Annotated in this window: 25 protein-coding genes; 2 read left to right on the top strand and 23 right to left on the bottom strand. The window is 48.6% G+C overall.

Translation table 11 applies throughout. The annotated features are described in order from the left end of the window. Window positions 1-413: 413 nt before the first annotated feature. The 6 genes from KGP24_RS00340 to KGP24_RS00365 all read right to left on the bottom strand — a co-directional run bounded on the left by KGP24_RS00340 (window position 414) and on the right by KGP24_RS00365 (window position 6,907). Window positions 414-770: a D-Ala-D-Ala carboxypeptidase family metallohydrolase gene (locus KGP24_RS00340; protein WP_223561980.1), complete on the bottom strand. Its 357-nt coding sequence runs from the start codon at window positions 768-770 to the stop codon at window positions 414-416. 274 nt (window positions 771-1,044) lie between these two features. Continuing rightward, window positions 1,045-1,407: a putative holin gene (locus KGP24_RS00345; protein WP_223561981.1), complete on the bottom strand. Its 363-nt coding sequence runs from the start codon at window positions 1,405-1,407 to the stop codon at window positions 1,045-1,047. A 91-nt stretch (window positions 1,408-1,498) separates the two neighbouring features. Next, a complete protein-coding gene (locus tag KGP24_RS00350; protein ID WP_223561982.1) occupies window positions 1,499-2,482 on the bottom strand; it encodes an Ig-like domain-containing protein in 984 nt (327 codons plus the stop codon). 166 nt (window positions 2,483-2,648) lie between these two features. Next, entirely contained in the window at window positions 2,649-3,671 is a 1,023-nt protein-coding gene (locus KGP24_RS00355; RefSeq protein WP_223561983.1) for a hypothetical protein, read from the bottom strand. Window positions 3,672-3,754: 83 nt separating this feature from the next. After that, on the bottom strand, window positions 3,755-4,888 hold the full coding sequence (locus KGP24_RS00360; RefSeq protein ID WP_223561984.1) for a hypothetical protein: 1,134 nt from the start codon (window positions 4,886-4,888) through the stop codon (window positions 3,755-3,757). 18 nt (window positions 4,889-4,906) lie between these two features. Beyond that, complete coding sequence (locus tag KGP24_RS00365) at window positions 4,907-6,907, bottom strand: hypothetical protein (protein WP_223561985.1); 2,001 nt, start codon at window positions 6,905-6,907, stop codon at window positions 4,907-4,909. A 333-nt stretch (window positions 6,908-7,240) separates the two neighbouring features. On the opposite strand from KGP24_RS00365, the gene KGP24_RS00370 reads away from it, so the two are divergent. Continuing rightward, complete coding sequence (locus KGP24_RS00370; RefSeq protein WP_223561986.1) at window positions 7,241-7,855, top strand: helix-turn-helix domain-containing protein; 615 nt, start codon at window positions 7,241-7,243, stop codon at window positions 7,853-7,855. Between the two features lie 27 nt (window positions 7,856-7,882). Here the strand turns inward: KGP24_RS00370 and KGP24_RS00375 are convergent, their stop codons facing one another. Then, window positions 7,883-8,746 (bottom strand): LysR family transcriptional regulator, encoded by an 864-nt coding sequence (locus KGP24_RS00375; protein ID WP_223561987.1) that lies wholly within the window; start codon window positions 8,744-8,746, stop codon window positions 7,883-7,885. Between the two features lie 387 nt (window positions 8,747-9,133). Between KGP24_RS00375 and KGP24_RS00380 the strand changes: the two genes are divergently transcribed. Further along, window positions 9,134-13,147 carry an Ig-like domain-containing protein gene (locus tag KGP24_RS00380; RefSeq protein ID WP_223563564.1) on the top strand — a complete coding sequence of 1,338 codons (4,014 nt, stop codon included), beginning with the start codon at window positions 9,134-9,136 and terminating at the stop codon, window positions 13,145-13,147. A gap of 696 nt (window positions 13,148-13,843) precedes the next feature. On the opposite strand, the gene KGP24_RS00385 is transcribed toward KGP24_RS00380, so the two are convergent. The 16 genes from KGP24_RS00385 to KGP24_RS00460 form a co-directional block, all read right to left on the bottom strand. Beyond that, complete coding sequence (locus KGP24_RS00385; protein ID WP_223561988.1) at window positions 13,844-15,037, bottom strand: IS4 family transposase; 1,194 nt, start codon at window positions 15,035-15,037, stop codon at window positions 13,844-13,846. 78 nt (window positions 15,038-15,115) lie between these two features. After that, window positions 15,116-15,799 (bottom strand): DUF4942 domain-containing protein, encoded by a 684-nt coding sequence (locus tag KGP24_RS00390; RefSeq protein WP_223561989.1) that lies wholly within the window; start codon window positions 15,797-15,799, stop codon window positions 15,116-15,118. A gap of 166 nt (window positions 15,800-15,965) precedes the next feature. After that, window positions 15,966-16,133: a hypothetical protein gene (locus KGP24_RS00395; protein WP_223561990.1), complete on the bottom strand. Its 168-nt coding sequence runs from the start codon at window positions 16,131-16,133 to the stop codon at window positions 15,966-15,968. A 29-nt stretch (window positions 16,134-16,162) separates the two neighbouring features. Beyond that, entirely contained in the window at window positions 16,163-16,654 is a 492-nt protein-coding gene (locus KGP24_RS00400) for a DUF5983 family protein (RefSeq protein WP_223561991.1), read from the bottom strand. Continuing rightward, window positions 16,651-17,028 (bottom strand): TA system toxin CbtA family protein, encoded by a 378-nt coding sequence (locus KGP24_RS00405; RefSeq protein ID WP_223561992.1) that lies wholly within the window; start codon window positions 17,026-17,028, stop codon window positions 16,651-16,653. Before KGP24_RS00405 ends, KGP24_RS00400 begins: the two co-directional genes overlap by 4 nt. A gap of 56 nt (window positions 17,029-17,084) precedes the next feature. Then, a complete protein-coding gene (locus tag KGP24_RS00410) occupies window positions 17,085-17,450 on the bottom strand; it encodes a type IV toxin-antitoxin system YeeU family antitoxin (protein ID WP_223561993.1) in 366 nt (121 codons plus the stop codon). A gap of 22 nt (window positions 17,451-17,472) precedes the next feature. Next, complete coding sequence (locus KGP24_RS00415; protein WP_223561994.1) at window positions 17,473-17,694, bottom strand: DUF987 domain-containing protein; 222 nt, start codon at window positions 17,692-17,694, stop codon at window positions 17,473-17,475. Between the two features lie 13 nt (window positions 17,695-17,707). Then, entirely contained in the window at window positions 17,708-18,187 is a 480-nt protein-coding gene (radC, locus tag KGP24_RS00420) for a DNA repair protein RadC (RefSeq protein WP_223561995.1), read from the bottom strand. Window positions 18,188-18,198: 11 nt separating this feature from the next. Further along, on the bottom strand, window positions 18,199-18,681 hold the full coding sequence (locus KGP24_RS00425) for an antirestriction protein (RefSeq protein ID WP_223561996.1): 483 nt from the start codon (window positions 18,679-18,681) through the stop codon (window positions 18,199-18,201). A gap of 10 nt (window positions 18,682-18,691) precedes the next feature. Next, window positions 18,692-18,940, bottom strand: a complete 249-nt coding sequence (locus KGP24_RS00430; protein ID WP_223561997.1) for a hypothetical protein — start codon at window positions 18,938-18,940, stop codon at window positions 18,692-18,694. Further along, window positions 18,940-19,758 (bottom strand): DUF932 domain-containing protein, encoded by an 819-nt coding sequence (locus KGP24_RS00435; protein ID WP_223561998.1) that lies wholly within the window; start codon window positions 19,756-19,758, stop codon window positions 18,940-18,942. Before KGP24_RS00435 ends, KGP24_RS00430 begins: the two co-directional genes overlap by 1 nt. A 220-nt stretch (window positions 19,759-19,978) precedes the next feature. Beyond that, complete coding sequence (locus KGP24_RS00440) at window positions 19,979-20,335, bottom strand: hypothetical protein (RefSeq protein ID WP_223561999.1); 357 nt, start codon at window positions 20,333-20,335, stop codon at window positions 19,979-19,981. Between the two features lie 81 nt (window positions 20,336-20,416). After that, window positions 20,417-20,728: a hypothetical protein gene (locus KGP24_RS00445; RefSeq protein WP_166770358.1), complete on the bottom strand. Its 312-nt coding sequence runs from the start codon at window positions 20,726-20,728 to the stop codon at window positions 20,417-20,419. Window positions 20,729-20,739: 11 nt separating this feature from the next. Further along, the gene (locus KGP24_RS00450; protein ID WP_223562000.1) at window positions 20,740-21,006 is read right to left on the bottom strand and encodes a hypothetical protein; all 267 of its coding nucleotides are present in this window, start codon (window positions 21,004-21,006) and stop codon (window positions 20,740-20,742) included. A 54-nt stretch (window positions 21,007-21,060) separates the two neighbouring features. After that, a complete protein-coding gene (locus tag KGP24_RS00455) occupies window positions 21,061-21,564 on the bottom strand; it encodes a hypothetical protein (protein ID WP_223562001.1) in 504 nt (167 codons plus the stop codon). Next, window positions 21,561-22,289 carry a WYL domain-containing protein gene (locus tag KGP24_RS00460; RefSeq protein WP_223562002.1) on the bottom strand — a complete coding sequence of 243 codons (729 nt, stop codon included), beginning with the start codon at window positions 22,287-22,289 and terminating at the stop codon, window positions 21,561-21,563. The genes KGP24_RS00455 and KGP24_RS00460 overlap by 4 nt, the downstream gene beginning before the upstream one ends. Between the last annotated feature and the right edge of the window lie 66 nt (window positions 22,290-22,355).

Here is a 22,355-nt window from a genome sequence, read left to right on the forward strand (position 1 = left end):
TTTTCACTGTACTTATCAATTTGTGCCTATAAGTCAGAAAACGCTGAAATTATTAGAAGTGAATTTGCTATAGATTTTCACAAGATCACACTAATATTAGTGTCCTTATTTTTAATGATGAGGTCATTAGCTTATGCAACATTTGTATCAGATTGTGGTAACAGAGTAAAAAATGCGATGCATTTAAGAATCAATCCTAAAACATGTTATAAGCATACATTAGATAGATTTATTTTTACCAAGAGTGCTGTGGTAATAATAATTAATGACAAACAATGATATCAGTTATTCTTGTTTATCCGTTTATGACAGACTTCTTATATTATTGTTCACACCATGGCGGGGAACCTTGACGTGGCCGCAGTTATTGAAACAGGGATGCCGCAAATCGGGTATCCCCCTATAGAGCTTGATTAGCCCGTCCAGCGTGTGCGCTGGTGGCGAACATCGACGTGAACGAAGGTTCGATATTTTCCCAGCCCGAGCATCTGCGGGTAATGACTGTCAAACCAGCTATAGAGTGCGGCGGGCGTCACGCCGGAAAGGGTGATATCCGCCGCAGTCCCTTTCAGGTGCTGGCTGTTCGGAACGCCGCCCACCCTGGCATTGTGCGCAGCACAGCGGCATCCGCAGTTAATGTTAATTGGCGCAGCAAACCAGTCGCGGGCTGTTTCCAGCACCGCAATTAAATCAGATGAGATATCGTCAAAACCGCACCCGCAGCGGCAGGCGAATTCATGACGGCTAAAATGTTCAGATAAATCCCCCATTCCTCTTCTCCCCGTTACTCATCTTTCATAATTTCATCGGCCCACAGCCTAAGGGCGATAATCACCATTAATGACAGCTGTAAGGTATCCGCGACTATGCGTCCGTCGGTTAGGCGAATAAGTATCATACAACTTACCACAATGGCTAACCACCAGGTAAAACGAACGCTGAGCGGCTTATGATTATATCGTGAACGAAGCATGACTAATCGGCACAATATAATTAATACAGCTATTGACTCGTAAATAGTTATCGCTTTCATATGCATCTCTTTTATTTTTTATCGGTAATCTTTTTTAATAACAACTCACTGAGTTTGGTAATCAGACGGACTGCGATGGCCGCGGTCAGTGCTGCGGTAAAGGTCTTATTAATCTCTGGTGCAGGCGTAATAAATTTCTCCGCTCCCCGGTTCAACAGGCTGGCGGTACTTTCAGCGCAGTTACTGCCTAAGAAGAAAGAGATTAAAAAAAAGCAGATGCGATGTAGTTTATCGGTCTGGGGCAAGTTGAGGACAAAAATGGCTGCTCCGCATGCCGCGCCAGTCAATACGGAAATATCATTGTGATCAATAATATGCGTTATACATCGGACAACGGCTTTAATAATATATTCCACTGTGATTAACGTAGTCATGATATTTTCCTGACAGATGGCTATTTCACAACAGCAGTGCGGATGTGTTGCGAAAAAGAAAATGTCCCGGCGAGAAGCCGGGACGGTACCCTTACGGTGCCAGGGTATCTACCAGGCACTGTTTGGTGTCAGACAACGCCAGCAGGCTGGAACCAGTTGATTCAACGGTGTAATAGACTTCGGCATAACCTTGATAACCTGTGCCGTTAGGATAGAAAATTTCCATCGGAATGGTGAAGGTAGCGGTGGTATCGCCATCCAGAACCTTGTAGTCGCCGGTCGATTCAGTACCGGGGATCTGACGTGCGGACTGATCAAAGCCGTTCCAGTAGAAGGTCACCAGATCATCGGCCACCATACCAGGATAAGAGATGACAACTGCAACGCCGTCGCTGGCATCGTTAATGTTGATGTACGGATCAGCTTCAGCAACAGCGGCCGCAGGCAGCGTTGGGACGGTACTGCCGCCGTCCGCAACGGTAATATTGAGTGTTGAGGATTTGGTCGAGTTGCCCGCCGGGTCGGTGACGACATAATATACGTTGTAGGCCCCATCCTTCAGGCAGTCTGGTGACAGCGCTTTAGTCACGTCAATCACAAATGGCGGATGCTCGGTTTCAGTAATAATAAAGGAAATATTATCAATATCCCCCCAGAAGAATTCTACCGTCTGGCCTAATTCAACGTTGTTATAAAAAGGGATCTCAGCCTGAACGCCAAAACTAATATCGTAGTGATCCAACGTATAATTATCATCGCTGCTGGCATTAACAACAATCGGGGCTGCCAGCGGGGTATAGGTGGTGATGCTTTTATTGAGTGAGCTCAACCCGGTTTGTGCGGTGACAACCACGGTACCGGACGTTGCGGTCACGCTAATTTGCGCAATACCGTTTGCGTCGGTAGTTGATGTCGCAGCGTTCAGTTTACCGCCAGTTGAGGTCCAGTTGACGGTTACACCCGCAGCTGCGGGCGCGTCATCAGTCAGAACGGTTGCGGAAACGATCGAGGCTTCAGAACCATCGTTAGCGATAGTGGTTGGTTTTGCGCTTAATGCAGAAATTGTATCAGTCATAATATTTACCTTGTTAAGAGTCTTGATACCCCATGTATCGCTGAATATTTTATTAAGTAAAGTGGCTGCAGTGGGGGCAACTTAGAGAATGGAATGAAGCAAAAAAGGAGGAGGGAAAATAATAAAAAAGCCGTTATTGAAATAACGGCCTGGCGTGTGTTTATTATTAATAAACATCCCAGCCTGTTGCCGGGAAATATCCGCCATTGGCGGTGGCAAAAATTTCTAACACGCTGAAATTACCGAGCTGGTCGTTTGGTGTAATGGTCAGTAGAGTTGAGGAGTTTAAGGTCAGGTTATGTAATCCGTAAATGACGTTGTCGGCGCCGCGTTTCAATGCCTTGTATACTCCGCTTGTTTGTATGGTGGTAACTGTACCGCTGAGAATGTCCATATAATTGATAAAACATTGTTCGGATATTTTGGTTAGCCAGAATAGGTATTTTCCCGTTGCAGAAAATGCCGTCTGCACACAATCATTACTGAGGTTAGTGATCATCCCGTCGATTGAGATAGCCATTTTTTTATCAGATGCAGTAATTGAACCATATAGTAAACAATAGGAATCAAAGACTATTGCGGCATTATTCTTGTAAATATCGATGCTAACGGGGTTATCTTGTATTGGTAGAAGCGTTTGCTCGCTATCGAGAACTGTATCAGCTTCGCAATAAATAGTCACAAGTCGTTTAAGATTATTCACTACAGAAACATAGATTAACCAGTTTCCACCGCCGACACTGTCACCCAGGATACATAATGGAGAGTTTTCGATTGGTTTATAGGCTAGAGAAACAAGCGCTAAGGTATCAATTGAAGATTCTTTAAATATATTTCTCGATATGTGGGCGTAGTGTAGGCCATCGCTGTCGATGAAATATAAATGTGCGGAGCTAGTATTAGCGTTATCAGGGGCGAATGTACAACATGCAATATTGGCAGGGATTTTGTTAAAGAGACCGTCGGAACCTGAAACGACTGAGAAATTACCATCCATCAGATACTTCCCGAGAATGTAGTAACCAACATCGTTCTCCAGAGTAATGACATTACCAAAATTATCTGAGTCCTCTGGCACTAAAGGAAAGCCAGGTGTCTGTATATCCATAACTCCGCTTGTGAAGTCAAAAATGGAACGTTGATTCGCATGGCCAGGAAACCAGTAGTTTTGCATTGCTGAACTAATCATAAAGAGAGCCCTCATCGTTTGTATTTTAAAATAATGCCCTCTCTATGAGAAGGCATTAGGTATTAGGCATTAGGTATTAGGCATTAAAAGTTATTGATTTGATATTGGATGTTACCGAAGGTATTAGAGCTATTAAGGTTCTGGATAATGGTTTCGGTTACCGAAATAGTTCCAGTTTCTGGGATCTCAGTAATATTTAAAATAGGATCTGAATGCGGTGTTGTGGTAAATAAATTGATCCCGTAAATGGTACCGTTTGGCGCCAGTTTCAGAGTTTTATATTGATTTGTATACGCGTAGGTTGAGTCAGCAGAATAAGATGCTCCGCCACCAATCTCATAAACCCACACGTGGTTTTTACGTGCACTATCTCTGGTTTTAAGATAATAAAGATGTGTTCCAGAGGCATTAAAATCGGGTGCTAAAGTAATGGTTGACATTGCGACCAACGACTGACTGATTTGAGGGATTGAGAAACCTGTATTAAAATTGAATTTCCCAACCATAATGTTATTATTTACGGTGATCGCAATATTATCACCAAAGGTAACAATAGAGCTCTTAGTGCAATCAACTGTACCCGTTAAAGAAGCAAAAGGTTGAAGCATAATATGTAGCGGTGCAGTGGTGTTTACACCTGTTTCATCACACTTGTAAGCAACCAGTGTATTCACATTAGCCAAGGTCAGAACCCAATACTCTGTTTGATTTCGGCATGCGAGACCAAATGGAGTCGCAACGCCATTATCAATATTGAGAGATTGTATCCCTACCCAGTTTGCGTCATTGCTCAGCCCTGCAGGGAAATTAACGATGCCATAATTCAGGTGTTTAGTTGTTTTATCAACATAGAACACATTATAAGTTGGAATAGAAGATGAAAGACTCGGAGCAATGATGCTGGTCATTGAGGTGCTCGTGATCGTATCGAGCTTATTATCTGGGTTTACCAGATTTCCTAAGCCATCATAGATATTGTTACCATCGAAGAAAAGAACCCATTCACCTGTTTGCGGATCGCAAATAGTTGATTCTTGCTGGGCTGTGCTTAATTCAATAATCCCTGGTAAAAAACCTGTATTAAGATCCAGTGTATTATTTGCGTTGTTAAAATTGTACATCATGCGTGTCGCTGACGTCGTACTGGTCTGTGGTGAACCCGCAACCCATTGCATCTGTGCCTGCAGCGCAGGAATTTTGGCATTTGCATTAACCATAATATTAACCTCGTAGTGTTAGAAATAGAATGTACAGTATTGTTTTGAGTCGGCACCATTATCCGAAACGGTAACGGCAGTGTTGTTTAAGTTATTTGACGTCACTTCAAATTCGAGTGGTTTCCCGGCGTAAACGATTACGCCATCGACAAGGTCTCCTTTATTTACGCCATTAATATGAATATCTGCATTATTGCTTGCTGATAGCCGGTATACGCCGGAGTCCTGGCTGATAGAAAGAGTAAACATCCTGTTGCCGCTGCCTGGAATATAAGGACCGCTGGTCAGGTATGGTACGGCCTGAATATTTGTGCGTTCGGTTTCAAAACCCACTGTCGAGACAGGATAATCGCCACCGACAATTTCCGCCGTAATGGTGTTTGTGCTGGTATCTGCGCCAGAAATATTGGTGCGCACGTAGCCCTGGATATCGGTGGTGAGCGTGATCGTGTTCAACTGGTTGCTGGTGAAATAGTTATTGCCAAAAATTGTCAGCAGGACATCGGTATTTCTCAGCGGTACACCATTCGACATTGCCAGATATTCCACATAGCATTCCTGAATGACCGTATTGTTCCATGGGGCAAAACCCGTAGAGCCGCCCAGGTAGCTTGAGCCGGTAATATCGCCACCATGCGTATTCACCGTTACCTTTGCATCGTCAGACCACGCGATCCCACCACCGATAAACTGTACGGAGTAGCTAGCAACGGCATAGCCCTGGCCAATCGGGGTGATGTATTTTGACGGTACGGTGAACGTCATGTTGCCAGCGCTCGCCTCCGCCGCTGTTACCGCGCGCGTGGTGGTATAAACGGTGCCGTTTACTGGCGTGATGCTTGCGCCCTGATAGCCTGACCAATCCAGCGTTACGCTATCGCCCTCGGACATCGGCTTGTAGGTAATCACAACTGGCGTGCCGCCGCCGCTCATGGCGTCGTCGTTATCGATAACGCCATCGTCCAGCGCTTCAGGCAGCTGCGGTGCGGGTAATTCACCATGTACGACATCAATACCCACCTGTGCGGCGAGTGAACTGCCCGCGCTGTCGTTGGCAAAAATGACGTCGTAATAACAGATGCCGTAGCCAATGCCGACCGGAGTGATGTTGGCCGTCGGAATGTCCACTTCAAAACCTTGGGCAAGATCCATCTCTTCAACGATGGTTATCGCGTCATATTTGGCGGCGGCAACAGGGGAACCAGCCTGGCTGTAACCCTGCCAGTGCGTGGTGACGGTATCGCCAACGGCGATGCCCGCATAAGCCGGAATTGCAACGGGTGTATTGTTATTGCTGACGGCTTCATTGGCATCGATCCAGCCATCATTGCCTTCTACAAAGACAGGAGGAGGCAGCATGGTGCCGCTTGAGGTGTCGATGTTCACGGTGCCGTTTTGAGAGCGCTCATTGCGGCTATCGCTATGCTCAACCACGTACCAGGCAAGTGCTTTATTCAGATTGCCTGGAATGATGAAGGTGGTCGAAATGAGAACCTCAAAACCATCAAGCTCATCGGCCTGAACGGTGTGGCTAACTTTCGTAATACTGTGCTGAACGACAATGTCGTTTTTGAGGCCAACCCAATAAACCGTAACGTTATCGCCAGCGGTAATGCCATCGTAATTGGGTACAGAAACCGTTGTGCCGCCGCCGCTCATCGCCTCGTTATAGTCAATAGTGTTATCGCTGCCAGCTTCCGGGAAAAGCGGTGGCGGTAACGTACCGGTAGAGGTTCTGTCGATAATGGCGTTGCCCACTTCAGACCATGAGCTATTTTGCGCCGCATCGATGACGTTGTACTGCACCTGATAAACACCATCTTTAATGCTAGTGGCGACGTCAGGGCTAATGGCGCATTGCCATGGGAAGTACTGGCTGACCGGATCGTCAGCCAGTCCAATTGAGCCAATGGCATAGCTCTCAAACCATAATTCGATCAGATCGCCTTTCTTGGCGCTCTCATATTCCGCGATATCAATGACGATGCCAGAAGAATCAAGCTCTGCCAGGTTAATCACACCATCATTTTCCATTTGTGGAAATAAGGGCGAGTACAATGTTGTCGTCCACATAATATGTCCTCGTAATTCAGCGTAGGTGAAATTCGTAACGTGATGAGGAGAGATTACAGGCGACGCAGATGAATCTCTGGGCAAAAAACATCGATAACGTGCGCAAAGTTTGCGCGTGAGTTATTTTATACTTGAAATAATTGCTTGCATTTTGTAATGTTATTGTGTTTGTGTTGTGCGAAATTGAACGCATTCTTTCAATCAGTAATTAATTTATTGTAATGTCAAAGGATATGTATTTTAATATCAAAGGATGTGAATGAGACAAAAGGAACACCGATGGACAGACCCAGTCAGCAGATTAATGCTATAATTAGCAGCTTAATTAATTCTATACACGTATCCTCGGCTATCCATTCTTATAATCCGTTGCGGTCAAGTCATACTCTTCTGCATGGTGATGATATTTTTATTGTCCTTGAGGGATGGCTCGAACTCAGTCATAAAGAAAACCATGTTATGCTGGGTGGAGTTAATGGGCCTTATATACTAAAACTGGTTCCAAATGCATTTTCTAATAATTACGTCATATCTTCCAATAGCCTTTTTTCTTACATGATTTGCCCACGCCATTTATTTTATGAGCATATTGAGGCACATAACCTGTGGCGCGAACTGTATTCCATATTATCCTATTCAAGCCTGCATCTGTTTCAAAATTTTGAAGTAATGAATATGAACAGTTTGTACGATGTGGTGAAATACTATTTAATTAAAATACAAAATGATGCTGAAGCGATGAAAAAAGAGAATGTTTGTAATTATATAACATCAAGAACGGGATATTCCAGAAGTGGTGTCATGACTATCATTCGAGAGTTACGCAAAGGCGGGTATATTGAAATTGTTAATGGTAGGCTTCTGCGGATCAACTCGTTGCCGCAAGGTTTTTAACGAAATTGAGCGCTCAATATAGGTTAATCAAAACAGGGCAGCAATATGATTGATGATCGCATTAATTTCTTTCTTATTTTTTGTCTTCTTACGGTAATAGTAATTCATCTTAACCTTCAAATTATTCAGTAATATTGTGTTTTCTCGATTTATATTAATCAGTTCACAAGTTTTCAATGGTAATAACATCATTCCTGAACCATTTCCCGTCATTAGCAAAAAGTCAAATATGCTTCCATTAATGTAACGGATTTTTGGAGAAAAACCGAGGTTTTTTTGTAGCTCCGAGGTAATGCGTCCAATATTTGCGCCAACCATGTTACTGCGAAAAATTAACGGAACGTTCAGTAAATCTTCCGGCACGGATTTTACCGCATCATTCATTACTAACAGTACCGAGCTGGTGAAGGCGTGTTGCTCTTGTATCTCGGGCTCTGCGGCTAGATCTTTATGCGTGATGAACAGGGTATCCGGGCCGGGTTCGATATTGTCAATATCATCCTGAATAAGAGGCTTACGGCTTAGGTGAAAAAGAAAGTCGGTTTTGTTCAGACTGCTGCAGATGATATCAGCAAGGTTATCTGGAAACGCAGTGTCCAGTATGATGTTGATTCGGCGGCTTTGACAAGAATGCAATAAGTATTCTTCAAGATTTAACAGTTTATGATAAAGAGGAAGTGCCTGCTCATACACTTCCTGGGCAAAAAGAGTTGGTTCATACATCCCATGCTCGCGAAGAAAGAGCTTTTCACCGAGTAATGTTTCGAGCTCATTAATGGTTTTTCCTAATGGTGAACGTGTAATAAATAGAGCTTCACTTGCTGTGGTCAAACATTTCTTTTCCATAACGGTCATGAAATATTTAAGCTTCTTTGTTAATAAAAAATGCATGTTTTACTCCTTATATTGACGCATTAGAGGATAGATGTTTCTCGTGATTATTATCTAATAAATTTTTCCGGGATTTATTTGTTCTACAAAATGCGAGTGGATTTCTTTTTAATTTAGCACATGAACTTTTTGAGGCTGTTCATCTTTTGCCCGCGGTCACGCCACATTTGCGCATTTGTCAGCTCAAAATTAGTTACATGTGTTTATGTTTTGACATAATAAAAGTACATAAATGTATGTTTTGAATGATGTGTTTGTTTGCACCTTTTCTATGTGGTAATAAAGTGCAGCTTTAAAAATCAATTCATAAGTATGTGCGTGTTTCGACGAAGGGAATATGCCCGTATTTTAAATCCATTTGCATTTTGATGTTGTATCTCAATGAATATGAAACTAAATAAAATAGCGAAAGGCACCCTTAATACTGGGCCCATAACACATAGTATTATCGTTTGGCTATTAATAATATCACAATTGATTATGCCGTCTTTAATCACTCGTTCCGCTTTTGCCAGTGAACCGGTTGCAGCAGCCTTACCTGATTCGGGTACCCTAACAACTGCCGCTACGATGCTATCTAAAAATAGCGAACAAAATATTGCGCAACAGGCGGAATCAGAGATTACAACACGCGTTACATCGCAAACGGCGAATACCATTGAAGAGTGGTTAAGCCATTTTGGGACTGCACGAGTGCAATTGAGCGTGGACCAAAATGGGAATTGGGATAAAAGTTCAGTCGATCTCCTTTCGCCGCTTTATGACAATAAAGAGTCGCTGCTGTTTGCGCAACTTGGCTTGCGTGATCCGGATTCACGCGTTACAGGAAATATGGGGCTCGGTATTCGCTCATTTAATTTGCGCAACTGGATGTTTGGCGCCAACGTATTTTTTGATAATGATTTTACGGGGCAAAACAGGCGCATTGGATTTGGTGGTGAAGCCTGGACCAATTATCTTAAATTGTCGGCGAATACCTATCTGGCCACCAGCAAATGGCATAACTCGAAGGATTTTGACGATTATGAAGAAAAAGCCGCTGACGGTTTTGATCTCCGTGCCGAAGGGTATCTTCCCGCGCAGCCCCAACTGGGCATGAAGGTGGTCTACGAGCAGTACTATGGGGATAACGTCGCGCTATTCGATACCGACCATTTGCAGAGCAACCCTTCGGCGGTGACGCTGGGTGTTAATTACACGCCGGTTCCGCTCATCACTCTGGGCACCAACTATCGCCGTGGCCAGGATAACCTGGACGATGTGCAATTCCAGGTCGATTTCCACTATGACTTTGCGCATGACTGGCGTTATCAGCTCTCCTCCGACAATATCGCGCTGGAGCGTAGCCTTGCCGGAAGCCGTACCGACTTGGTGGAGCGTAATAACCAAATTGTGATGCAGTATCGTAAGAAAGAGGCTGAAGGCGTGGGCAAGCTGGTTTTGCAAACGATGGACGATCATAGCCCCGCTGATGGCAAAACGCAGAACCGGCTTCAGGTTCAGGTGTTTAATACCAAAAACCAGGTGATGGAAAATACGGGAGTGCAATGGGCCGCGAATGGACAAGCGGTGCTGGATTCAACCTCTTCAATAACCGATGAGAATGGCTTTGCATTCGTCACGCTTACCGATGTATCGAGCGAAATCGTCAATGTTACTGCAACGAGCGGCAGTGTTTCCGCCCAGGCGCAATCGTCTTTTGACAAGGTTGTGCCAGCCACGCTGTTGCTGAAGGTGGATAGCAATAACAGCGTTGCGGACGGAGTGGCGACGGATAGCGCCTCGGTAAAAGTGGAAGACAGCCAGCATAACGCTATCGGTAATGCGACCATTGAGTGGGCAGTTTCTGCCGGTGCAACATTGCGCAACGCAGAAACAAGGACCAATGCCGATGGTGTTGCACATGCGCAAATTGTTTCAACCACCGCGGGTGAATACAGCTTAACCGCTAAATCGGGCGGGCTATCGCAGCAGGGCAGCGTGATGTTCGTGGCAAACGATCTTCAGGCAGCCATAACCCAGTTCGATCTTACACAAGACCGAAGCCCGGCCAACGGAACCATGGCGAATAAAGCGCTGATTACGGTCGAAGATCCTACTGGCAACCCGGTTGTTGATACGCCGGTAACGCTGTCGGCAACGAGCACGACGGTGGCATTTTCATCGGGCGTACAACGTGCGACATCGTCAATGCGCACCGACGCTCAGGGCCAGGTATATCTGCAATTTACCGATACGGTCGCGGAAAAGGTTCAGCTCACCGCTGCGTTGAAAAATGGCAACACCAAAACGCTGAAAGCTGAATTTATTGCCGATGAATCTTCCGCCGCGCTGCAGCGTCTGACGGTAACGAACGACGGCAGCCCGGCAGACGGGTATTCGCAAAACAGCGCCGAGGTGTATGTGATGGACGGCAACAATAATCCACTGCAGGGGCAGGCGGTAAGCTGGAAGTCGGATAAACCTGACGTACACTTTGCGCAAGCGGGCAAGACCGATCAAAACGGGAAGGCGACCATTACCTACACTAGCACGGCGGCACAAACCTTTACGCTGTCTGCGAGCCTCGCGAACGGCAGCAAGCTCAGTGCCCCGTCAAGCTTCAATACCGATGAAAACAGCCTGCAGATTGCCACCTTAGATGTGACAACCGGGGCGGTGGCGAACGGTTCTGCAACCAATACTGCCAGCATCACTGTTACCGATGCGACCCATAACCTTGCGGCGAACGAAACCGTTAACTGGCAGGTGGATGGGGCGGCTAAGCTCGCGAGTCTGACAGGGCAAACCGACGCGCAGGGGAAACTCTCCGTCACGTTCAGCGATACCAAAGCGGAAAAGGTCAATGTGAAGGCCACATTGGCCAAAAACGCAGCCAGCCAGACGAAGGAAAGCGAGTTTATTGCCGACAGCAGTACGGCGATTATTGATTCGCTGGATGCGACCAAAAATGCGCTGGCCAACGGCATCGACACCAATACGGCGTACGTAGTGGTAGTAGATGCAAACAACAATCCGGTACCTAATGCGCATATTGCCTGGCATCTCGGCGGCAGCACGCAGCCGGGCCAAACGGATTCCAGTACCAACGCAAAAGGCCAGTCGTCCATTACGTTTACGGATACCGTTGCACAAGAGGTGGACGTCACGGCAACACTGGATAATGCGAACACCAAACAAACGAAGAGCCTGTTTATTAGCGATCCATCCTCGGCGAAAATCGCGTTAAGTGTGGGTAACGATAACAGCCTTGCCGATGGCGCCACGACCAACACCATTGACGCCGTGGTGACGGACGGGCAGGGGAATCCGCTTCCTGTGCAGAACATCACCTGGCAGAGCAACCGCGTGACCGCGCAGCTTCCCGCCTCCAGCAAAACCGATCTGCAAGGGCATTCGCAGATTACAGTGACGGACGTTAAGGGAGAAAGCGTCACGGTAACGGCCACGCTGACAAATCAGGTGAGTACCAACATCGATACCCATTTTGTGTCGTATCAGGTCACTGAGCTTACGCCGGATATGGTGCAGCAGCAGGCTGATGGAAAATCGCCAATTACCTTCACCGCAACGTTGAAAGACAATAGCGGGAACCCGGTTTCGGGACAAAAAATTGCGTTTTCTACGACGTCTGCGAACGCGCAGTTGAGCGATGCACAGCCGTCGACCAATGCCAGCGGGCAGGCAACCGTCACCCTGACTGACAGCAAAGAAGAGAGCGTCACGATAACCGCCAAATCTCAAACCTGGAGCGCGGATACCGGCAAAACCAGCTCCGTGGCGTTTAAATCCGACCATATTACGGGCATGACGGCCAATGGACATGACTTCACCGTTAGCGATAAATTCCCAACCATCGGCATGCAGAATGCCAGCTTTACCATGAAGATCAACGATTCAACGGCGAGTAATAGCAAATATACCTGGACGAGCGATGCCAGCTGGCTGGCATTCCGCAACCCGGGTGAAGCGGTCTTTGTCAGTAAAGCCTCCACCAAAACGGCCACCATTACCGCCACGCCGGTATCGGGTACGGGGCCTGCGCTGACTTACACCTTCACCTTAAATCACTGGGTACTGAACATTGGAAGGTCAACTATTGACCCGAATGTTGCCGATACTGACTGTGCAAGCAATGGGGCGACAACGCCGAGCTATTCCTTCTTCTCAAGCGGCATGGAAGGACAGTATGGTGCTCGTGGAATGGGAACATTCTACGGCGAGTGGGGCAACCCTAAAATTATGATGGGCAACCAGTGGTCAACGTCCAGCACCGCGGAATCCATGTGGGCCAGTGAAACGGGCAGCAAGGGTACGCGAATCTACGTAAACTGGCGCAATGGATACGTGAATAACAATCCTATGACACAGGCGATGGATGAGGTGTGCCTCGTGTATTAAGCGTTTAAACATGCGAACCGGGCGCGGTTATGTGTCCGGTTCGTCATATCCCCTCTCTTTCTTCTTTTCTCTTTTCTTTTGGCTGAACCCGCTTTATCTCAAGATTTGTGAGCGCCATATGTATAGCCCTGTGTTAACCACGAAATCCTATACAGATTACTAAACATTTTTTGAGTGGATTTAAGAAACCGACTATGGTCACATATGGACGATAATTATGTTAACTTGTTGTTTTTATAATTATAAATGGGCGGGTATGGACTGCTATGGAAGGATTTTGGCGGAAGATCACAGGAGTCGCATTTGGTTTTTAACTTATTGATTTTAGTGTGAATGTGCTTATGGTGATAAGTTAGTAACCCCCATAAGTACCCCCTGGTGCTTTTCCTTGTAGGAATCGTTGGTGCACTGAGCTGCTTTTTAGTCTCTTTTTCTACTGTAGAAAATTAACCATATCCTGAATCGCCTGCGGTTTCTTTTTAGTGATACGGTTGTTTAGGTAACCCGAAAAACTGAAGTATCGCATATCCTGTTTGACAGCATCTGATGGTATTGTTCCTGCTGAACTTTTAAGTTCGACTAACAGGTTGTGTAATAGACTACGCTACAATGATGCTTGAAACCCGTACATTGTAGAGTTTATCTTGCCGCCAGTGCTCCCGGATAATGCCCTGAGGGATCCCCACAAAATCATCGCTAAAATACCAGAACCATACTTCGGTAATTTTTAGTCAGATGCGTGAGGATCTTCTCCAGGGTTACTCGCCGGACTATTCGCGGAGAGTGTCGCAGGACATTCTCCGCAAGTGTCAGCAAGGAAATGACCCGCCTCGATTTCACGCTGTTAGCCTGATACCTCACATGCAATCCTTTGTTTTCAAAGTGATAACCCATTAACCATAGTACTACTGAACTCAGTGTCGCCAGCAGACTCAGCGCCAGAATCCGCTCAGCCGTCCTGCTGCGGGTCGCCCGTAAACCAAAGCCAAATCGTTCGCTTTTTTCATCCCGGAAGTTCTGTTCTATCTGCATTCTCCGACTGTATATTTTCATCATTTCACGTGGCTTAAATTCGTCTGTGCTGGTGAAAATCAGCCAGGGAGCCCGGGCTGCAGCACGGCCATCCCGCTCCTGTTTATAGCGCTTAATCCGGCAACGGGACCGCTGGTTTTTTCTTCCTTTCGCCGCTCTTTTATGCAGATAGAAATGACCATCGCAGCGGGCATAATTTGCCCGGGAGAGTGTGCCAGGCCCCAGATACACGGGTTTATTACTGGCCTTCAGCGTATCGGGCATGTGCCATTTATCCGGCTCTTCATGAAAATTAAGCAATGTACGTCCCCTGACCCTCCCGACAAAATCCCATCCCAGTGATTTTATGTGCCTGAACCAGGCATTATGAAATCCGGCGTCAGTGACGATGATGACTCTGGCCGCCGGGTTTACCGCCCGGGCAAGCGCATCGAGAAACGCGCAATGATGCAAGGCTTTTTGCTGTTCCGCAGAAGGTACGATGTGGCTTAAAAGTGGAAGGGAACGCCCGTCGCAAATCAGGCTTGCCCGTAAAACGTGATACTCCTGAGACGGGTATCCGCTCCAGTCGACAGCAATGACGCAAAGTGAAAGCTGTCGGGTTAGCATGAAAATAAGATTCTGGAAAATCAATGGAATATCCCTGTGAAGGGAGGAGTTACCGAGTAAACGGTCAACACGTTTGATTTTGTTTTTAACCTGAGCCGGGCCGGGGAGATGCCGGCCGATACTGGTCAGCGTCAGGGACGCACCTTTTATCAGGGCAGTCGTTGCATCGAGTAAAGCGCTCTGACGATACTGATGGGTCGACGCTAAAGCATCGCGGAAAAAATTCTGACATACTCTGTGAACAGGCATAGCGGTGAACTCACTAAATTATTGGCGTAATTCAGTAGATCACATCATGCTATGCCTGTCTCTTTTTCTGGGGATTCCTCAGGGATAATGCCGGGTAATGATGTCATTCAGCTTATCGAGCAGTTCTGTTCGCTTAAGGGTGATATGCGCAGTACCCTTCTGAAAATATTTGATTGCAAACATTTCATCCTCATAATGATTGCTGTGCCTGCTCTCATGAATATGATCGCTCAGACGACGGGTTACATCAGCGCGGTTGTCAGGAACAGGCTTCCCGTCAAGGATCATCAGCATCCGCTCAAGGTCAGCTAATCGATCGCGCTGCCAGCCCCAGCTCAGCCCTTTAAACACATTAATGATCCCATGCTCGAACACCTCCGCTTTACTCTGATGTAGCTGCTCGAATGTGTTGAGAATATTCTCTTCGCTGATAGCCGGAATATCATCCTTTTCCAGGCTGTTGTACCACTGGTTACGGGCCTCGGCATCCATGAGTGAAAGCATCCCGGACTTTTTCATTAAATCGCGCCATATGCTGCGATCGAGATTGCGCGTAATGGCCTTCATTGCCGTTTCTCTTTTTTCCATTAACCAGCAGCCGCAGCGGAAGTCCTGCTTCATGGCCCAGTCCTGAGCGGTTATCCCGCCGATACTGCGGGTCAGCGTTGAAATATCGCCGAGCTGCTGAATGAGCGCTTCAGTCTGTGCCAGCGCGGCATTACGTCCGGTTACGATGCGCTCAATACTGGTGGAGCAAATCATATCTGTGTGGCCGGTTAACACTTCGGGTTAGGTGAGAGTTAGTTCTGACATCAGTAATTTCCTTTATATAAGCAAAACGCCAGCCGGTGAGGGCTGGCGCTTGTATGTGCTTGATGAGTTCGGTTCGGAGGCTAATCTGTACTGGCCTGTTGCAGAAGTGGAGGTGTCAGAGGTCACGAACATCATTTCGTGCCTGCTCAATCCAGGGCAACAACTTTGCTGAGTCGGTGTTGTCTTCGTCGTTGTTGAATATGATCCCCGTACCGCAATCGATATTGTCCTGCAGCCAGCCAGTCAGAATGTTGAGAGCGACCTCAGTGGTTAATTCTGGCATTAGAACTCCTTGTTGTGATTGATGTCGGGTTACCAGTCAAATGTGGTAAAGCCTGGCAGCACTTCGCTACAGGCATCAAGATGAACAATGCCGACGGAGTAACGACGCATAAGCGTTACCACCAGGCGACGACAGGCTTTCGACAAACCGAGGCGTTTTAGCCGCAACACCGGAAATGACCACGCGCTCAGACGGAGCAGATAGCCTGAGCCCGAAAAATGAATCCACTCGCTGTCGCCAAAGTCTTCGTTCTGGTGTGAAAGGGTAAACAGCAGAGTGTTATCGGCTTCGGTTATATGTGCGGTACTGCACTGGATCCCGTTAACGCGGGCTATGGGCGGAAGCGGATCTTCCATGACCAGCTTTCCGGGGGTATCAGCAATACGAAGCGAGTAACCGTTATCACAGACCACATCTATTAGATTGGCCAGTTCAATACCGTCGATATCAACGGCGATCCTGCCCATGTTGAGGGCCAGTACGTTGATAGCATCGGCTTCTACCGTCAGGGATAACTTCATTGCTGCTCCCTGGAAGACTGTCCACTGATGGCGCAAGTCACCGCTTTATAGCCAGTACGTTGCATCAGACCGGTGGCCTTTCTGGCCCGGAGAATATCAATCACTCCGATAAAAGGGGACTGATGCTGAATGGAGAAACCGGGGCGATCAATTCGTACCAGTTCAGATTTTTCAACGAGAAAATTGAGTGCATCTGCCAGTGAAATTCCGGCGTCAATATGCTGCTGTATGACACAGTCGTTGCCAAACTGCGTGTCGTTAAGCGAAAGGCCGTAATGCCTTTCCAGCAGATACGTAAGAAGTTGCTGCCAGATTTTAACGGGCGTCGGGCGTGACGACGCCTTCCGCACCGAAATGGCGGATAAGGTTTGCATAATGAAATACTCCTGAATAAAGTCGGGTTGAAAAGGGGATGGATTTGAAAGTGGAGTTAGCGGGGGATGCTGTTGGCTGACGTCGGATAAATTGCGATATAAAGGTAACCACAACTGCCCAGTGTATCGGCATCGCAGGTCAGCCCTTTCCCATACAGCGTGACGCAGTGCTGATGGCGGGGATTGAGTTCACCGGAAACCAGCATTAATTCCAGCTGTTTGAGTAGCACCGGAAACGCCTGATCGAGATGGCGTAAATCCGCGTCGCTGAACTGTCCGATAATACTGGCGCGGTCGGCGAGATAGTGCAGCCGGTTGCCCTCCTGTACCAGCCGCGCACCAAAACACGGCGTGACGGTGGGTTTTAGTCCCCACCAGGGTTCGGCAATATCATGGTTTGCTACATTTGTTGTGTTCTGCATTTAAGTAATCCTTAACTATGTGTTAATTCAGGGTAACGCTGCGCAATACGACATACGGACCATTGCGGCCCTGGCGACGTTCAGCAAATACGGCCAGCACACCGTTGATGTCCTGTACCTCCCGACCGGCATAGTGGCAGATATTGCCGGACCACTGATATTTCCCGGTACAGAAGCGAAACAGCCGGGACTGCGGATGCTGACGGTATATCGTCATTGCCTGACGTTTACTGATAATTTTCATTGATATTTTCTCCTTACAACCATCCTCTCTCTGCAAACGAAACGATATCCATCCCGCCGACCACCAGGTGGTCAAGCAGGCGAATATCGATCAGTTCAAGTGTCTGCTTCAGACGTTCGGTAATCAGCCTGTCGGCATGACTGGGCTCAGCCTCTCCCGACGGGTGGTTATGCGCCAGAAGCGCTGCGGCGGCATTATTTTTCAGTCCGGATTTAACGACCTCACGCGGATGGACGGTGATGCTGTTAATCGTCCCGAGGAACAATGTGTCGTGGTCTATCAGACGGTGCTGATTGTCGAGCCACAGAACGGTGAAGGCTTCGCGGTCAAGCGAGGCAAGCTGCAGGCGTAGCCAGTCGCGTACTGAGCTGCTGGATGTAAATGCTGCACCAGGCTCACGTAGCTGGCATTCCAGCAGGGTCAGTGCCGTCCGGATGGTCTGCTGGTCAGTGGGGGCTAATTCACAAGCAAATAACGGTAACTGTTGTTCCATAGCAACTGATCTCAGTCGATGATGTGCATGATGGCGTTGCATTCCGCGTGGTTAAGCGCGTAGTCCCGCAGGCGATAGTAGTGCTCCGTCATGGCGTCGCATTCGGTGCGCATGGCGTGGTGGCTGTATGTCATCAGACAAACGGCTATCCCGGCGGCTTCGACGCTGAGTTCGCCGCCGTTGCCGTTCATTGTGTTAAATAGCGACCACTTCTCATCGGTATCTCCATTTGTTTCCGGGGCCATAAACGCACCGCCGTTACTCAGTGTGTAAAAATTCCAGATACCCCCGCTGTAGTCTGCGCAGAAGCGGTCCATCCACGCGAAGACAATCGGTTCAAGGGTTATCCACTGCGGTATGCTGCCGAAGTACCGTGGCCAGAAAGTGACACGCTGTTCATCGGGTACGGGCGTACATACGATGCCGTCTGCATCAGCGAGTGGTGAAGCGGGGGAGTCAGTCACCGTGCTGCTCAGGTTAAGAGTATTGCGCATGTGATTTCCTTTATATTTTCAGAAGTGTTGCAGGAAGAAGTGACGGACAGGACTGCGCATAGCCATCCTCATCACAGCGTGAAGGCCAGTTCCCCTCAGTGATGCTTAAGCTGCACAGGCTGAGTTCACCGGGTCGATAAAGAAAGTATGAGCACCAGGCGCACAGGTCGTCATCGGAGATGGAACGGCTGCCGGGAGTGTTCTCCAGGGTAGTCGGATAAAGGGTGGCCTGGTGGGTGTTATCAGGCAGCGGTGGCATCAGCTCAGCGCCTGCTGCAGCTCTTCCGCCATCACCCAGAGTGCCCGGTTGAGCTTAACGTCACCGTCTATGCCTTTAACCGCGCGGGTATGGCTGCGTTTGCCTTTGGCGGTACGTCCTGGCAGACCGCCTTTCAGCAGGTTCTCCTGGCAACGATTAAAAACTGACCACAGGTCGTCCTGACGGTCTTCATAGCGGCGGGGCGTCAGTATCTGTGCTTCCGTCACTGGCTGGTGCTCTTCCCCAAAGCGATACGTCAGCGCGGCTCTGGCAAAAGCCTGTTGTGCCGGAGGCGGGAGTAACAGCGACTGCATGGCATCTCGCTTCTCTTCCACCCGGTCAAATATCCCCAGTACCTCGTAAGCGCCTTCAATGACCTTTTCCACCACATTACCCTTGTGCGGCACGCGCACCTCCCCAAAGGTTTCGCCACAGACAAGCCCGTTCTGGCAGACAAAGCGAAACAGACCCGGCAGCATCTGGTAGGTGCTGGAGCCATCATGACTGTTGAGGAGAATGATTTCAGGGACCTGTTTGCCGGTAATCTGACCTTCACGCCGCAGGCGCAGCATGTGCTTTGTGTGGTCGCGTTTATTCAGGTCGCGCACGCGTGTCTGGCAGGCAAAGAACGGCCGGAAGCCTTCCCGCTGCAGGTTATCCAGCAGGGTGATGGTCGGGATGTACGTGTAACGCTCGCTGCGGGATTCATGTTTTTCTTCGCTGAAGACGCTGGGCACATAGTGCGCCAGTTCATCGCGGGTTAACGGACGGTCGCGGCGCACGAGGCTGGCAGCGCCAAAACGGCTGGCTAAGCGCATGAAAATTTCCTTTCTGAGAGACAAAAGAAAACGCCCCGCTCGGATGAGCAGGGCGTCGGTGGTGTGTAATACCTGTGTTGTGACAGTCGTCAGGACGGGTTCGTCTGTTCTGCCCCGGCCGGAGCGGGTTTGTTCGATGATGCGGTATTGATGTCGGTCATGGGATAATTTCCTTATCAGAGAATGAATCTAAATACGGAGCGCAGAATAGCGGTAGCCCTTACTGCCAGTTAAAAGTGTACGGTCCCTTGCTGGTCTGGACTGTCAGCTCCAGTGGGCGGCACCGGGTGAAATTACTGTTACTTGGTGTGGTGAAAGAGAATGTCTGCCCGTAGCCCAGACGTTTGTTCATGTTCTTCCCCCGGCCTGCGATGGAAATCAGGCAGTTGCCCCGGTTGAGCGTGAGTGACTGAATGGTGATGTCGTTTTCCAGGCTGGTCAGGGTGAGCTGCCAGACGGGGAGATTCGGATTATTAATCAGATACGTTCCCTGTGAATTGACGGACAGAGGCGCAGTGTCTGCCTGGGCAGAGGCGCTGATAATGAGCAGCGCGGCGGTCAGTACATGTTTAAACATGAGGGTCTTTCCTTTATGAAAGATATTTAAAATTCTTATCATTCTTGTATGGTATTAAGATGGATTTATTCGCGTAAGGCACTACATCAGCTGTTTACCCACCGTCATCAGGCCGGCCAGCCAGCCGATACACTGAGGACCCGCAAGCCAGAACAGCCGGGCTTTTAACAGGCCGCCCATTCCGCCGGTGGTATAGATGCTGTCCGGCATCAGCCACTGGCGCAGGAACGCGCCGATGGTCATACCGGCACCGGGGCCGAGTGTCATCCAGAACAGATACCCCATCCCCTGCCCGAAACTGCGGATTTCACCCGTATTCCCGAACACGTTAAACAGGACAACCACAAGCGCGATGCCGAAGGCAATCGCGAAATATTTAATCACTAGCGTCATTCTGTTCAGCCTTATTGTCTGCACTGCTGAGCGGCGCTCAGCATGTTGTCCATAAAACGCGGGGGGACATAGCCGTACTGCTGGTTCATTTTCTCCAGTTCCCCATGGGTATATTTCGTTTTCAGTTCATCCCAGATACAGCCGCAGATTGCTGTGGTCCCGCCTCCGGACTTACAACCCCGGATAAACTCACGTTCGTTCTTGTCACCACAGCCGCTCAGGGCCAGCGCTGACAGCAGCGTGAAGGCCAGTAATACGCCCCTGGATGCGGTCGTCATTTTTAATTGCCTGTTAATCATTGTGTGAATATCCATTCGTTAAAACGCCTCTGCTCAGAGGCTGTCTGATTCCGCCACGCCTTCCTGTTCAAGTGCATGGCTGATGTTGTTCACCACCGTATCCGGGTCGAGCCGGATTTCCGCCAGATGCTTACCCGCCTCAGGTGTTCCCTTGTAAACGTCCAGGGACGCGAACGGCCTGCCTTCATCATTTTTCCCGGCAGATACCTGGTATGAGGTGTCACCGTTCCGGACGGTGAATTCCTGCAGACTGATTACCTGATTGCTCTGGTATGCGTACGTGGTGGTGTGTGCCGGTACGGTAATGTCCATTTCCTTATGTTCTGCACCGGTCCTGCCGAATGAGTACGATACCGACGGGGTGATGATGCAAATCTCGACTTCCTTTTTGTGGTTAACGGTCTGCGCATAGAAGACGGGCTTCCCGCAGCGTTGGTGGTGTGCCTGTATAAGTGCGTCGGGCGTAGCGGCATTTACGGCCGACAGCGATGCCAGCATCATTCCTGCGCTGAGCAGCAGGGCTGTACCGTGTTTCATGTCTTAACTCCTTTTGGTCTGGTCTGAGGTTCGGGAGAATGCTCCCTGAAGGTGTGAATGACGTTGCTGATAAAGTGAAAATGCGGAAGGGCATTGATGAAATCCGCATCCACAATGAGTGCGCTGGTCTCACTGCGCCGGTGGAAAGAGCGTTCAGACAGGGAGACCGACGTTACCTCCTCAACCCTGAAAACCCGTATCGCACCATACTGGCTGGCCACCAGATACCAGCATGCATGCGAGAAAATCAGCCGGTAGGGTTCAAGGTGGTCGTGACGAATACCCTTAACCAGCAGGCTGACCAGCCGGTGGTGGTAAATCCCTTCAGCAAGCCGCTGAAAGCAGTCCGGGAGGATCCCCGCAGGCTGATGTACATGACCTATCAGACACGGCGATGTACCGTTTTCATCCATCAGCAGCTGCATTAACTGACGGCTCTGTGAGGGAATGAGACGGGCTATTCCGGTGTTGCGGGCAAACGCCAGCGCACCAGGAGTATGATCGCGCATCGGGGTCGTCCGTAATCGCCAGCAGCCGTTATCGCTGATGAGATCCAGATGCAGCAGACGCTGAGAGAAATCCCGGCGCAGGGTGCGTTCAGATACGCCAAATTCACCGGACAGCGCTTTCAGTGAAAGGGATTCACCGGCAAGAAGCCGGCTGATAATAACTGACAACCTGAGTGCCAGCCTGTCGTGTCGGTGCGCAGGGTCCGTGGCGCGCATATACCCTCCGTGAATGAAAAATACTGAGATAACTCATGCGGTTATTATGCAGGATGGGGTGGACAG

This window comes from Enterobacter sp. JBIWA008 (genome assembly GCF_019968765.1).
Classification (GTDB): domain Bacteria; phylum Pseudomonadota; class Gammaproteobacteria; order Enterobacterales; family Enterobacteriaceae; genus Enterobacter.